This is a genomic window from Bradyrhizobium sp. WSM2254, from assembly GCF_000472645.1.
Taxonomy (GTDB): domain Bacteria; phylum Pseudomonadota; class Alphaproteobacteria; order Rhizobiales; family Xanthobacteraceae; genus Bradyrhizobium; species Bradyrhizobium niftali.
The window spans coordinates 101833-115346 of the sequence record NZ_AXAB01000024.1; the positions used below are offsets into that span (position 1 = coordinate 101833).

The window sequence follows — 13514 nt, forward strand, 5'->3', positions numbered from 1 at the left end:
TACTCTCCAAGTCCAAGAGGCTGAGACTTGGACCGCAAGCAAACCGAGGGGATCACTGGAACGCTTTGGACGGAGAGCGAAATCTCCGCCGTGGTCGATAGCTATTTTCGGATGTTGGCATCCGAGAGAGTGGGCGCGGCCTATAGTAAAGCGCAGAATCGGCGCCAACTCATGACGATCGTGCATCGATCTGAAGGCTCGATCGAACGCAAGCTTCAAAACATTTCCGCCGTCCTCGATGTGCTCGGAGCGCAGTGGATCAACGGCTACAAACCATTGGCGCACTATCAGGACGCCTTGGTGGCTGCCGTTGAACGCAACGTAGGACAGGCACCGGATTTTCTTTACCCCGCGAACACTCAGCCGCTGGCGCTCAACGACGATGCCGTCTTCGTTGCCCCACCGTCTGTCGTAGACTTCGAGAAGACACTGACACCCGCCGTCCGCCGGCTGGTTGGAAAATTCGACCCCGCCGAGCGCGACGCCAGGAACCGTCAATTGGGCAAAGCCGGTGAGAAATTCGTCGTGGAGTTCGAGCGCGACCGGTTGCGACGCGCTGGGCGCAACGACCTTGCGAATGACGTCCGTTGGGTTTCCGATCTGGACGGCGATGGCCACGGTTACGACGTCCGCTCCTTTGAGCCTGACGGCCAAGAGCGACTACTGGAAATCAAGACGACGTGCGGACACGAACGCACAGCGTTTTGGCTGACCAGGCGGGAAATCGACGTTGCCGCAGAGAGAAGTGATCAATATCGAATCCGGCGCGTCTTTCACTTTCGCAACCGCGCTCGGATGTTCGAGATAGCTCCCCCGCTTGAGCATGCGCTCTTTATGACGCCAACCACCTACGCCGCCGAACCGAGATAACTCGGCCTTCGACTTTTTTCGGTCGTCACGCAGGCTGTCCGGGCGAAATACCCTATTCCCCGAGCCCCTTGACTCCGATGATATACTCAATATGATATACATTAACAAATAAGATATCATAGAGGCAGTCATGCAGGTCTCTAAATGGGGTAACAGCCTTGCGGTGCGGCTGCCCAAAGTGCTGGTAGAGGAGCTAGGTCTGAAGGAAGGCGACGAACTCGACGTGGTCGCCGCCCGTAAGGGCACGATCGAGGTCGAGACCAAGGAGGAGAGGCGCCGACGCGCGATCGCGAATATGCGCGCACGCAACTGGCCGCCCTTGCCAGCTGACTACAAGTTCGATCGCGACGAGGCGAACGAGCGGTGAGCGCATTTCTGGATACCAACATTCTCGTTTACGCGCAGCAGACCGGCACCAAGGCAACGATCTCGCAAGACCTGATCGACCAGGGCGGCACCATCAGCGTGCAAGTTCTGAACGAACTCGCAAACGTCTTGCGCAGGAAGCAGGGGCGAAGCTGGCGCGACATCGAGCTCTTGTTCGATGATATCGACAATACGCTCGATCCGGCGCTCCCGCTGACGGCGAACACCAGCCGTGCGGCCCTTGCGCTGGTGCAAAATGATGGCTTGGCTTTCTACGATGCGCTGATCGTTGCCGCTGCGATCGAAGCCGGTTGCGATATCTTATACAGTGAAGACATGCAGCATGGCCGCAGCATCGGCGGGCTCACGATCGTCAACCCGTTTCTCGGCAGTGTGCCGTGAGCGGCTTCACCGAACATAGCCTAACGACGGTGGCGATCCGATTTGAAAACCGAAGTTGACGGTGCGCGAAGCAACAATCTCTCCCACCGTCACCCTGAGGTGGCCGCTTCTTCAGCGGCCCTCGAAGGGCGACGGCCCGACCACTAGCTCGGCCGTCCATCCTTCGAGGCTCGCTTCGCGATGCCACGCATCGCGCCGCTCGCACCTCCAGCGACGACGGCTTCGCCGTCGCGCGGGGATGACGGGATTGGCAGGATGCCCGCGGCGAGAGACAGCCGTAGACCGGGGGAGTGAGAATCTACGGCGCCAGATACCGCATCAGCTCCGGATTGCCGCGCACGTCATTCGCCTCCCCCTGCAGTGCGACCCTTCCGCGGTCCAGCACGTAGGCATAGTCGGCGACGCGGAGTGCGAGGTCGAGGTGCTGCTCGACGATGATGACGGCGATGTTCTTCGCGAGCTCGATCAGGCGCTCGGTGATCTCCTCGATGACGCCGATCCAGACGCCTTCGGTCGGCTCGTCGAGCAGCAGCAGTTTTGGATCGCCCAGCATGGCGCGGCCGATGGCGAGCATCTTGCGCTCGCCGCCGGAGAGCGTGCCGGCGGGCTGGTCGAGGCGCTGGCCGAGTTTCGGGAAGATGGTCAGCACGTGGTCGACGGCGTCGGCCTTGCTGCTCGCGAGCGAGCCGACGGCGAGATTGTCGCGTACCGACAGGCGCGCGAACACCGAATGCTCCTGCGGGACGTAGCCGATGCCGGCGCGCACGCGCTCCTGGGTCGCGCGGCGGCTGATGTCGCGGCCGTCGAAGGCGACCTCGCCCTTCCACGCCGGCAGCTCGCCGACGATGGTCTTCATCAACGTGGTCTTGCCGGCGCCGTTGCGCCCGAGCACGGCGACGCCGCCACGCCAGGGAATGCCGAGGTTGACGTCGAACAGGACCTGGCTGCGGCCATAGCCGGCGTCGAGATGCTTGATGTCCAAAAATTCAGGCACGGCGCAGATAAATCTCCTGGACGGATTTGTTGGCCTGGATCTCGGATACGGTACCTGACGCCAGCACCTTGCCCTGGTCGAGCACGGTCAGGCGATCGCAGATGTCGCGGATGAAATCGAGGTCGTGCTCGACGATGACGAGCGAGCAATGTTTTTTGATCGGCTGGAGCAGCTCGCCGGTGACGCGGCGCTCTTCCAGGCTCATGCCGCCGGTCGGTTCGTCCAGCAGCAGCAGCTTTGGCTTGCCCGCAAGCGCCATCGCGATCTCCAGCCATTGCTGCTGGCCGTGCGACAGCGCCGCCGCCGCGTCGAAGGCGCGATCGGCGAGGCGGAACTGCGTCAGCATGGTCATGACCTGGTCGTGCAGGAGCCTGCGCGTGCGCGAGAACAGGAGGTCGAACAGCGAGGACTGCGCCTGGAGCGCGAGCAGGATGTTGTCATAGAGCGTCAGCGTCGGCAGCACGCTGGTGATCTGGAATTTCAGGCTCATGCCGGCGCGGGCACGCTCGGTCGGCGTGAACGCGGTGATGTCGGTGTTGACGAAACTCACCTTGCCCTGCGTCGGCACCTCGGCACCGGCAATGCACTTCATCAGCGTGCTCTTGCCAGAGCCGTTCGGGCCGATCAGGCCGTGAAACTCGTTCTCGCCGACGGTGAGGGCTGCGCCATCGAGGGCGGTGAGCTTGCCGAAGATCTTTTTGATGCCCGCGGCCTCAAGGAGCGGCATTGCGCTTCTCCTTTCCGGTCTGCTTCTTGTTCTCCTTGGGCTTCGCACCGAAGCTGCCGACCCGTTCGCGCTCGCCCAGCACGAAGCTGATCAGGCCGAGCGGCCGGAACATGATCACGAGCAACAGCAGCACGCCCAGGATGATCGGCCAGATGTCGCGGTAATTGTCGGACAGCCAGAAGCTGACGCCTTCGACGATGACGGCGCCGATGACCGCACCGATCAGCGTGCCGGAGCCGCCGAACAGCACGTAGAGCACCACCTGCGTCGAGACGACGACGCCGACCATGTTGGGCCATACGAAACCCTCATGGAAGGCATAGAGGCTGCCGGCGAGCCCTGCGATGGCGCCGCCGATGGTGAAGATGATCGCCTTCAGATGCTGCGCCTTGTAGCCGAAGAAGGCGATGCGCTGCTCGTTCTCGCGCAGACCCGCGAGCGCGAGGCCGAACTGCGAGCGCACCAGGAAGCGGCAGAGCAGATAGACCACGACGAGGATGCCGAGCACGAGATAGTAGAAGGCCGGCCCTTCCGAGAACTCGTAGCCTCCGAGCGTCATCGGCGCGATCGAGGGAATGCCGTTCTGGCCGCCGAGATAGTACCAGCCGCGCGCCAGGCGATCGGCGGCGTAGGAGCCGGTGAGCGTGCCGAGCGACACGAAGATCACGCTGGAGGGATGCCGGCCCAGCAGCAGGAAGCCGCCGAGCAGCAGCGCGAAGGTGAGGCCGATGATGGTGCCCGCGGGCAGCACCAGGAAGATGTTGGTGATGTCCAAGTCGCGCGCGAGCAGCGCGACGCCATAGCCGGCCGAGCCGAAGAACAGGGCCTGGCCAAAGCTCATGATGCCGGCATAGCCCCAGACCAGATCGAACGACAGCGCGAACAGCGCGAGGATGATCACCCGCGTCGCGAACACCGTGAGATAGTCCTGCAGCACCAGCGGCGCGAGCAGCGCCGCGACCAGCACGACGCCCTCCACGATCGGCAGGACGTTTCGTCCTGCCGCGACCTCTACCGCTGCCGCGCGTTCAGCCATCGCATCGTCCGCTTCGTCGCCGGCGATGGCCTCTCTTACCACACTCATCGACTTCGGCATTCCGCCTCAGCATTCCTTGGGATCGACCAGACCGTCGCTGCGTCCGACGATCTCGTAGTTCCCGCCCTTGGCGACCGCGGTGTACATCTTCATCTTGCAGTGCCGCTTGCCCGGCACCATCTCGGCCGGTCCCCCGGGGCCCTCCGCGATCTTGGCATGGTCGAGCGCGGCGGCGACCGATTCGCGGTCGATCTTGCCCGCTTCCTTGACGGCCGCCTCCCACAGCTTGAGGCCGCGATAGGTGCCGGTGGCGGCGCTGCCGGCAGCGAACAGGAAATTGCCCGGAAAGTCCTTCTCGTAGGCCGCCTGGATTTTTGCGTCGAACGGATTCTCCTTGGTCAGCACCTTGAAATAGTCGAGGCAGCTTGCGAGGCCCTCGATCTCGGCGGCCTGGTTGATATTGAGCGTGTTCTCGTCGTAGTAGACGCAGGCGAGACGGCCGCCGTTCTTGAGGAAGCCCGCTTCATAGAGCTGCTTGAAGAACGGGCCGACGCCGGGCGGAATGACGGTGTTGAAGACGACGTCGACCTTGTTGGAGATGATGCGGTTGACGGTCGAGGAGAAGTCGACCTGGTCGAGCGGATAGTATTCCTCGAACACGACCTCGCCGCCGTTCGATTCGATCACCTTGCGCGCGTAGACGTTGAGTGTGTGCGGCCAGACGTAGTTGGCGCTGGGCAGCGCGAACTTCTTGCCACCGTTCTTGATCAGCCAGGGGATGAACTCGTCGCATTGCTGCGCTGGCGTCGGGCCGGTGCAGAACAGATAGGGCGTGCACTCCTTGCCTTCGTAGAGCTGCGGATAGATGTAGAGCGTCTTGCCGCGCGCGACGATCGGATCCTTGATCGCGTTGCGCATCGAGGAGGTGATGCCGCCCAGCACCATGTCGACCTTGTCGCGCTGGATCAGCTTGCGGACGTTGCCGACGGCGACGGATTCGTTCGAGGCGGTGTCCTCGATATAGAGCTCGAGCGGACGGCCGAGCATGCCGCCGGCGGCGTTGATCTCCTTGATCACCATCTTGGCGACGTTGGCGTCGGCATTGCCCGCGTAGGCGATCGGGCCGGTGAGATCGGTGGCGATGCCGACCTTGATCGGGGCTTCGGCCGCATTGGCCCAGGGGGCCGGGATCACCCAGCTGCCGACGCCGGTTGCGACCGCGCCGGACGCAAAGGCGAAATTGGAGAGAAAGCGGCGGCGTGAGAGCTGCGTACGATCGAACATGTGACTAAACCCCTTTTCCAGCGATGAGGCCCTGCGGCCGGAATTTGATGAAGACAATAGCGAGCACGAAGACGAGAACGTCGGCGACGACGGGCGCCATCACCCATGGCAGCGCGGCGCTGAGCGTGCCGATGACGCCGGCGCCTGCGACCGGCCCGATGAAGGAGCCGACGCCGCCGACCATGACCGCGACAAAGCCCTGGATCAGGAAGCGCAGGCCGAGATCGGCGAACAGGCTGAACACGGGCACGATCAGTGCCCCGGCGAGGCCGGCGAGCGCCGCGCCGAAGGCAAAGGTGGCGCCATAGATCAGCGGCGTGGAGATGCCGGAGGCGCGCGCCAGCGACGGATTTTCCAGCGTGGCGCGGACGCGAAGGCCAAAGCTCGTGCGCGAGAGCAGGAGATAACAGCCGCCCATCACCAGCAGCGTGATGACGATGATGGTGAAGCGCCAGGCCGAGATGTGCATCGCGCCGATGTCGATCGAGCCACCGATCGGCTCCGGCACGGTGAGATAGAAGCCGCCGATCAGCCCGCGCACGGATTCGCGGATGATCAGGCCCAGCGCATAGGTGCCGAGCATCGCCACGATCGGCGCGGCGTAGAAGCGCCGGATGATCAGCGCCTCCAGCACGAAGCCGAGCGCGCCGACCACGAAGGGCGCCGCGACCATGCCGGCCCAGATCGGCAGGCCCCTGGCGTAGGCGAGATAGGTGATGTAGGCCCCGAGCAGGACGAACTCGCCTTGCGCGAAGTTGAAGATGCCCATCATGCTGGCGATGATCCCGAGCCCCAGCACGATCAGGACGATGATCGCGCCAAAGCTCAGGATCTCGAACGCCGCGACGAACGCGTTAGCCATTTGGTGGATTCTTGTCTTGACGCGTTTTCTTGACGCGAACCGGCATCCACTTCGCTCGAAAACGCTTCTGTGTTCCGTCCGTCTGCATCAATGCCTCGCTCACATCTTCTTCCAGTCGCCGATCTGCTCGAAAGCGTGCGCGGCGCGATAAATCGTGGATTCCTCGAACATGCGGCCGACCAGCATCAGGCCGACGGGCAGGCCGTCGACCATGCCGCAGGGCAGCGACATCGCGGGATGATGGGTGATGTCGAACGGCGCGGTGTTGCCGATCATCTCCAGCGCACGGGCGACGTAGTCTTCGCGGCTGGCCGTGGGCTCTGGCAGCTTGGTCGCCTTCATCGGCGTGGTCGGCAGCAGCAGGAGATCGTAATCCCCAAAAGCCTTGTCGTAGGCCGCGGTGAGGCGACGGGAGATGTTCAGCGCCTTGCCGTAGAAGCGTGGACCGAAATTGTTGTTGATGTAGGTGCCGAGCATCATGAACAGCTTCGTGGTCTCGGACAGCGAGTCGGCCTGCCGGCGCCAGCCGCGATGAAAATCCATCAGCGAGGTCGAATAGAGATCGCCGCGGCTGAGGCCGTAGCCGTCGCCGAACATCATGGTCTGGGTCAGGCCTTCGGTGCCGATCGGGGTCCAGATCGCGCCACCCAGGAGATGCATCGGGATCGAGACCGTCTCTACGGTGGCGCCAAGATCCTTGAAGCGCTTTGCGGCCTCGCGCACGCTTTCATTCACCGCGGCCTCTGCGACCGGCTGCTCAAAGCCTTCCTTGAGGATGCCGATCTTCATGCCCTTGACGCCCTGGCCGAGCGCCTTGGTGTACTCCTCGACCTTCGGAGCCTTGATGCGCGGATCATAGCCGTCATCGCCGGCGAGCACTTCGAGCAGCAGTGCGTTGTCGGCAACCGTCGCGGTCATCGGACCGGTATGGTCGACATAGATTTCGATCGGCATGATCCCGGTATAGGGCACGAGGCCCCAGGTCGGCTTCATGCCGTAGATACCGCAGAACGAGGACGGCATGCGGATCGAGCCGCCCTGATCGCCGCCGATCGCCATGTCGACCTCGCCGAGCGCGACCACGACGCCCGAGCCTGACGACGAGCCGCCGGCCGAGTACCCCATCTTGTGCGGATTGTGCACCGGCCCATAGGAGCCGGTGTGGCTGCCGCCGGACAGGCAGAAATGCTCGCAATGCACCTTGCCCTTGATCTCGGCACCGGCATCCAGCATGCGCGTGACGATGGTGGCGTCGAAATCGGGCACATAGCCTTCCAGCGTCGATGAGCCGTTGGTCATGGGAACGCCGGCCAGCATGATGTTGTCTTTCAGCGCAACAGTCTTGCCCTTGAGCTTGCCGCCGGCGGCGCCCTTCACCGTCGACTTGCGATACCAGGCATTGCGCGGGTTCTCCTCGGGCGAGGGCCGATAGCCCGGCGTGCGCGGATATTTCACCTCAGGCACCTCGTCCGGCATTGCGGCAACGAGATTGTAGGCTTCGATCGAGCCCTGCATCAGGCCGCGGAACGAGGCGACGTCGTCGTCGGTGAGCGAAAGGCCGCATTGCTCGGCGACACTGCGAAGTTGGGCGGGCGTTGGAAGGACAACTGTCACGGCGCTCTCCTTGAGGCTTCTTGATCCCTGGCTTTGAATGGAGGCCGCTCGCTCGCGCCTGCACAGCGCGGGCCAATCGGCTTCGCCTCGATATTACAGACGGAAATATTTTCCTTTTCAAGTATTATTTCGAAAATCCGCCGCGATGGACCGAGCGACCGGATGTCAGAGCGTCTTGATGAGCTTGAAGTCGAGACCGTCCGCCTCGGCGAGGTACATCGGCATCTCGGCGCGGCCATCGCGGATGGTGACGGGGCCGCGGCCCGCCGAATAGACGGTGTTGCGCGCCGCCTTCAGCAGCGGACGAAAGGCCAGCGAGCCGGCACGGTTGGCCACGGACTCCAGGAACCGCAGCCCCTCGTAGTTCGACTGGCCGACGGAACCGACAGGCGGCGCGTGCGGGCCGAACATGGCCTGATAGCCGCCGAGGAACTCGTCATTGGCGCGCGAGGCCATGCAGTTGAAATAGCCGGAGGCGCAGAACAAATTCTCGGTGTTGTCGGCACCGATGCCGAGCAGCACGGTTTCGTCCATCGCGCCGGCCAGCCGCAGCGTCGCGGTGGCGAGGCCAGCCTCGGCGAAGGCGCGATTGAAGGTGATGCTGTCGGTGCCGATCAGCGAGATCAGCACCACGTCAGGCTTGGCGGCGCGGATTCGCGCCAGATGCGGCTCGTGATTGTCCTCGCCGACGGGGACGAACTCCTCGCCGACGACCTGGCCGCCGGCTTCCCTGATGTAGCGCTTGACCGCGCGATGCGACTGCCAGGGCCAGACGTAATCGCTGCCGATCAGGTACCAGCGCGCCGCCTTCTTGACGTCGGCCAGCCAGTGGATCGACGGCCGGCTCTGCCAGCGCGGCGTCTCGCCGATCGCCATCACGCCCGGCGTGCGCTCGCCGCCTTCGTAGACCGGCGTATAGATGTAGGGGATGCGGTTGCCAGTGACCTTGCGCAACGCGACGCGGACGGCGCTGATATGCGAGCCCATGATGAGGTCGACCTCGTCGAAGGCGATCGCCTGCTCGGCGCGCTGCACCACCTCGTCGATCGGGCCGCCGGAATCGTAGATCGACAGCTCCAGCTCGCGGCCCAAAATGCCGCCGCGCTTGTTGATCTCGGCGACCGCCAGCATCGCGCTGTTGGTGGAGGTCGGGCCCCAGATCCCGGGCGAGCCGGTGAAGGTGAGGAAATTGCCGATGCGCAGCTTGTTGCGCGCGCCGCGGCGCTTCATGAAATGCGCGTCAACCGGAGACAGGTCGAAGTCGGCCGCCGACGACGACAGATTCCTGAACAGCAAGGACGGCGGCAACGCCGGGCCGCCGTGAGCCGGGAAGTTTACCGTCGCGCGCACGCCAACTCCTGTCTGGCACCAGACCTGAAAGCACATTGAGCAGGCGGCCGCGGCTTCCGCCCTTTTGTTGGGCAATGATCCTATTTTGAAAATATTGAATATTCAAGAATTGAAGTGCATATAGATGCAGCATTGATTGCAAGACATTCACTCATTTGGGTCAAGACGAAGTCTTAGCCGTGGCAAAACCGTCGAAAGAAAACTCCCCGATCACCGAACACCTCGCCTACCTGCTCGCGCAGGCCAACCGGGAGATCAACCGGCAGCTGGAACTGCGCTTGAGCAAGGAAGGTGTTCCCGTCGAGCAATGGCGCATCCTGAAGGTCCTGTCGGACGGCAGCGGCCATTCGATGGGCGAGCTTGCGGACGCCGTGCTGCTCAACCATCCGACGCTGACCAAGATGATCGACCGCATGGTCTCCGACACGCTGGTCTATCGCGTGCAGGACCCGAACGACCGCCGCAAGGTCCTGATGTTCATCTCCGACCGCGGCAAGGTGCTGTGCAAGAAGCTCAACTCGCTCGCGGTCGACCAGGAGGAGCACATCCTGGAGAGCTACGGCGACAAATCGACGAGCGAATTGAAGCGGCTGCTGGAGAGCTTGATCGACAGCTCGAATTGAGTGTTGGTCTAGCGCACCCTCTCAACGTCGTCCCGGCCTAGTGCGCAATTGCGCACGGGGGCCGGGACCCATACCGCGAAATCTATCGAAGGCGCGCGGAGTCGTACCGCGCAGAGACGCGCAACTATCAGTCTTCGCCAAACTCAATCCTGTGGTTATGGGTCCCGGCCCCCGTGCGCAATTGCGCACTAGGCCGGAACGACGATGTGGAGAGATGCGCGCCACGCACTCGGCCGTCATCGCCCGGCTTGACCGGGCGACGACAGTGGAGATTGAGGCGGGAATGTCGCCCCTCACGCGCGCATGACGGCGAGCTAGCGGTTACGCATACCGCCCGTGGCAGTGCTTGTACTTCTTGCCCGAGCCGCACGGGCAGTCCTCGTTGCGGCCGATCTTGCCCCAGGAGGCCGGGTTCTTCGGATCGCGCTGGGCGGCGTCGGAGGCCGGCGCGCCGAGCGTGACGCTGGCGAGCGCCATCTCGTCCTCGCCGGTGTTGGGGTCGAACTTGTGCGCTTCCATCGGCGGCAGCACGGGCGCTTCCTGCTCCGGCGGGACGATCTCGACGCGCATCAGCTGCGCGGTGACGGCCTCGCGCAGGTGCGCGCTCATCTCCTGGAAGAGATTGAAGGCCTCGGTCTTGTACTCCTGGAGCGGATCACGCTGGCCGTAGCCGCGCAGGCCGATGACCTGGCGCAGATGGTCCAGCATGATCAGGTGCTCGCGCCAGAGATGGTCGAGCGTCTGGAGCAAGATGGTCTTCTCGACGTAGCGCATCACGTCGGGGCCCCATTGCGCGACCTTGGCGGCCATGTGCTCGTCGGCGCGGTTCTCGATGCGGTTGAGCAGCTCCTCGTCGGCGATGCCCTCTTCCTTGGCCCATTCATCGACCGGCAGGTCGAGATCGAGCACGCGCTTGAGCTCTTCCTTCAGGCCGGCAACGTCCCACTGCTCGGCATAGGCATGCTCGGGCACGTGCTTGGCGACGAGGTCGTCGATGAAGGCGTGGCGCATGTCGGTGACGGTCTCGGCGACGCTGTCGTCCTTCATCAGGTCGACGCGCTGGTCGAAGATCACCTTGCGCTGGTCGTTCTGGACGTTGTCGAACTTGAGCAGGTTCTTGCGGATGTCGAAGTTGCGGGCCTCGACCTTCTGCTGCGCCTTCTCCAGGGCCTTGTTGATCCAGGGATGGATGATGGCCTCGCCCTCTTGCAGGCCGAGACGCTGGAGCATGCTGTCGAGGCGATCCGAGCCGAAGATGCGCATCAGATCGTCTTCCAGCGACAGGAAGAACTTTGAGCGGCCGGGGTCGCCCTGACGACCGGAACGGCCGCGCAGCTGGTTGTCGATGCGGCGGGATTCGTGACGCTCGGAGCCCATGATGTAGAGGCCACCCGGCTTCGTCACGGTCTTGGCCGGCTTTGAGCCCTTCGCCGGCTCGATCTCGACGACCTCTTCCGCCTTCAGCACGATCTCGCGGAAGCGCTCGACGTCGGCCTTGATCTGCTCGATCTTCCTAGCCTTCTCGGCCTCGTCCTCGATGCCCGCGGTCTCCTTCGGGATGCGCATATCGAGCGAGCCGCCGAGCTTGATGTCGGTGCCGCGGCCGGCCATGTTGGTCGCGATCGTGATCGCGCCGGGAACGCCGGCTTCGGCGACGATATAGGCTTCCTGCTCGTGGAAGCGCGCGTTCAGCACCGCAAACAGCTTTGCCGGCTTGCCCGCGCGGGCCGCTGCGTAAAGCTTGTCGAGCGCGTTCTCCTTGCCGAAATCGATCTGCTTGTAGCCGTTCTTCTTGAGGAACTCGGCAAGCACTTCCGACTTCTCGATCGACGCCGTGCCGACCAGCACCGGCTGCAGCCGCGAATTGGCGCGCTCGATCTCGGCGAGGATGGCCGAATATTTTTCCTGGTGGGTGCGATAGACCTCGTCGTCCTCATCCAGGCGGCCGACCGGCACGTTGGTCGGGATCTCGACGACTTCGAGCTTGTAGATGTCGAAGAGTTCGTCGGCCTCGGTCAACGCCGTACCGGTCATGCCCGCAAGCTTCTCGTACATGCGGAAGTAATTCTGGAACGTGATCGAGGCCAGCGTCTGGTTCTCGGGTTGAACCTGGACGTGCTCCTTGGCTTCCAGCGCCTGATGCAGGCCTTCCGAATAGCGCCGGCCGGCCATCATGCGGCCGGTGAACTCGTCGATGATGACGACCTCGTCGTCGCGGACGATGTAGTCCTTGTCGCGAGTGAACAGCGTGTGGGCGCGCAGCGCCTGGTTGATGTGATGCACGACGGAGACGTTCTCGACGTCGTAGAGCGACTCGCCCTTGAGCTGGCCAGCGTCGCGCAGCAGCGTCTCGATCTTCTCCATGCCGGCTTCGGTCAGCGTCACCGTGCGCTGCTTCTCGTCGACGTCGTAGTCGGTCTTGTCGAGCTTGGGCAGGAACCCGTCGATGGTGTTGTAGAAGTCGGAGCGGTCATCGAGCGGACCGGAGATGATCAGCGGCGTGCGCGCCTCGTCGATCAGGATGGAGTCGACTTCGTCGACGATCGCGTAGAAGTGCGGTCGCTGGACCATGTCCTCGAGCCGGTACTTCATGTTGTCGCGCAGATAGTCGAAGCCGTATTCGTTGTTGGTGCCGTAGGTGATGTCGCAGGCATAGGCCGCCTTGCGCTCGGCATCGTCGAGGCCATGGACGATCACGCCGGTGGTCATGCCGAGGAAGCTGTAGATCTGGCCCATCCAGCCGGAGTCGCGGCGGGCGAGATAGTCGTTGACCGTGACGACGTGGATGCCCTTGCCGGCGAGCGCGTTGAGATAGACCGCCAGCGTCGCCACCAGCGTCTTGCCTTCACCGGTCTTCATCTCGGCGATATCGCCCTCGTGCAGCACCATGCCGCCGATCAGCTGGACGTCGAAATGGCGCTGGCCGAGCGTGCGCTTGGCGGCCTCACGCACGGTGGCGAAGGCGGGCACCAGCAGGTCGTCCAAGGTCTTGCCCTCGGCGAGCTGCTTCTTGAAGTCCGCGGTGCGAGCCTTGAGCTCCTCGTCGGAGAGCTTGATGAGCTCGGGCTCCAGCGCGTTGATCGCGTTGACGCGGGATTGATATCCCTTCACCCGCCGGTCGTTGGCGGAGCCGAAAAACTTGCGGGCGAGCGCGCCGATCATGCCTAGTTCCTGTGTTCGCGATTTAACCGCGTTGCAGCCAAGAAGTTGTCACCTGTCTGCCTATCAACTCACCGTGACGCCCGATGGCGCCAGAGCCCGGACTGCGGGGGGTCATCCGCCATATGGGTGGGAATTGGGCAAGTCTGGGTTCAACGGCCAAAAACGCAGCAAAATAAACGCCATCGCCATGGTCGCGACCGGGCAGAGATATGGCCCGGTCAGGG

12 protein-coding genes are annotated in these 13514 nt (G+C 63.4%); 4 read left to right on the top strand and 8 right to left on the bottom strand.

Features of this window, described 5'->3' with window-relative positions; translation table 11 throughout:
* The first annotated feature begins 27 nt into the window (after positions 1 to 27).
* The 3 genes from A3M7_RS0118400 to A3M7_RS0118410 all read left to right on the top strand — a co-directional run bounded on the left by A3M7_RS0118400 (position 28) and on the right by A3M7_RS0118410 (position 1638).
* Complete coding sequence (locus A3M7_RS0118400; protein WP_049823516.1) at positions 28 to 870, top strand: DUF3883 domain-containing protein; 843 nt, start codon at positions 28 to 30, stop codon at positions 868 to 870.
* A gap of 130 nt (positions 871 to 1000) precedes the next feature.
* Positions 1001 to 1237, top strand: coding sequence for an AbrB/MazE/SpoVT family DNA-binding domain-containing protein (locus A3M7_RS0118405; RefSeq protein WP_027545249.1), 237 nt, complete (start codon positions 1001 to 1003; stop codon positions 1235 to 1237).
* A complete protein-coding gene (locus tag A3M7_RS0118410; protein WP_027545250.1) occupies positions 1234 to 1638 on the top strand; it encodes a PIN domain-containing protein in 405 nt (134 codons plus the stop codon). Before A3M7_RS0118405 ends, A3M7_RS0118410 begins: the two co-directional genes overlap by 4 nt.
* Before the next feature lie 298 nt (positions 1639 to 1936).
* Here A3M7_RS0118410 and A3M7_RS0118415 read toward each other — a convergent pair whose 3' ends face one another.
* From A3M7_RS0118415 to A3M7_RS0118445, 7 genes are all read right to left on the bottom strand, one after another.
* Positions 1937 to 2632, bottom strand: a complete 696-nt coding sequence (locus tag A3M7_RS0118415) for an ABC transporter ATP-binding protein (RefSeq protein ID WP_027545251.1) — start codon at positions 2630 to 2632, stop codon at positions 1937 to 1939.
* A complete protein-coding gene (locus A3M7_RS0118420; RefSeq protein ID WP_027545252.1) occupies positions 2625 to 3359 on the bottom strand; it encodes an ABC transporter ATP-binding protein in 735 nt (244 codons plus the stop codon). The genes A3M7_RS0118415 and A3M7_RS0118420 overlap by 8 nt, the downstream gene beginning before the upstream one ends.
* A complete protein-coding gene (locus tag A3M7_RS0118425; protein WP_027545253.1) occupies positions 3346 to 4455 on the bottom strand; it encodes a branched-chain amino acid ABC transporter permease in 1110 nt (369 codons plus the stop codon). Before A3M7_RS0118425 ends, A3M7_RS0118420 begins: the two co-directional genes overlap by 14 nt.
* Before the next feature lie 6 nt (positions 4456 to 4461).
* A complete protein-coding gene (locus A3M7_RS0118430) occupies positions 4462 to 5679 on the bottom strand; it encodes a substrate-binding protein (RefSeq protein WP_027545254.1) in 1218 nt (405 codons plus the stop codon).
* Positions 5680 to 5683: 4 nt separating this feature from the next.
* On the bottom strand, positions 5684 to 6541 hold the full coding sequence (locus A3M7_RS0118435; protein WP_025576496.1) for a branched-chain amino acid ABC transporter permease: 858 nt from the start codon (positions 6539 to 6541) through the stop codon (positions 5684 to 5686).
* 99 nt (positions 6542 to 6640) lie between these two features.
* Positions 6641 to 8155: an amidase gene (locus A3M7_RS0118440; RefSeq protein WP_027545255.1), complete on the bottom strand. Its 1515-nt coding sequence runs from the start codon at positions 8153 to 8155 to the stop codon at positions 6641 to 6643.
* Positions 8156 to 8320: 165 nt separating this feature from the next.
* Entirely contained in the window at positions 8321 to 9505 is a 1185-nt protein-coding gene (locus tag A3M7_RS0118445; RefSeq protein ID WP_027545256.1) for a substrate-binding domain-containing protein, read from the bottom strand.
* A gap of 179 nt (positions 9506 to 9684) precedes the next feature.
* Between A3M7_RS0118445 and A3M7_RS0118450 the strand changes: the two genes are divergently transcribed.
* The gene (locus A3M7_RS0118450; protein WP_027545257.1) at positions 9685 to 10128 is read left to right on the top strand and encodes a MarR family winged helix-turn-helix transcriptional regulator; all 444 of its coding nucleotides are present in this window, start codon (positions 9685 to 9687) and stop codon (positions 10126 to 10128) included.
* A 321-nt stretch (positions 10129 to 10449) separates the two neighbouring features.
* Here the strand turns inward: A3M7_RS0118450 and secA are convergent, their stop codons facing one another.
* A complete protein-coding gene (gene secA, locus A3M7_RS0118460; protein WP_027545258.1) occupies positions 10450 to 13290 on the bottom strand; it encodes a preprotein translocase subunit SecA in 2841 nt (946 codons plus the stop codon).
* Positions 13291 to 13514: the final 224 nt, after the last annotated feature.

What these genes read in the sequence shown, in the direction of transcription:
- A3M7_RS0118405 (WP_027545249.1), top strand. Translation starts at nt 1,001, where the DNA reads ATGCAGGTCTCTAAATGGGGTAACAGCCTTGCGGTGCGGCTGCCCAAA.
- secA (WP_027545258.1), bottom strand. Translation starts at nt 13,290, where the DNA reads ATGATCGGCGCGCTCGCCCGCAAGTTTTTCGGCTCCGCCAACGACCGG.
- A3M7_RS0118420 (WP_027545252.1), bottom strand. Translation starts at nt 3,359, where the DNA reads ATGCCGCTCCTTGAGGCCGCGGGCATCAAAAAGATCTTCGGCAAGCTC.
- A3M7_RS0118430 (WP_027545254.1), bottom strand. Translation starts at nt 5,679, where the DNA reads ATGTTCGATCGTACGCAGCTCTCACGCCGCCGCTTTCTCTCCAATTTC.
- A3M7_RS0118425 (WP_027545253.1), bottom strand. Translation starts at nt 4,455, where the DNA reads ATGCCGAAGTCGATGAGTGTGGTAAGAGAGGCCATCGCCGGCGACGAA.
- A3M7_RS0118435 (WP_025576496.1), bottom strand. Translation starts at nt 6,541, where the DNA reads ATGGCTAACGCGTTCGTCGCGGCGTTCGAGATCCTGAGCTTTGGCGCG.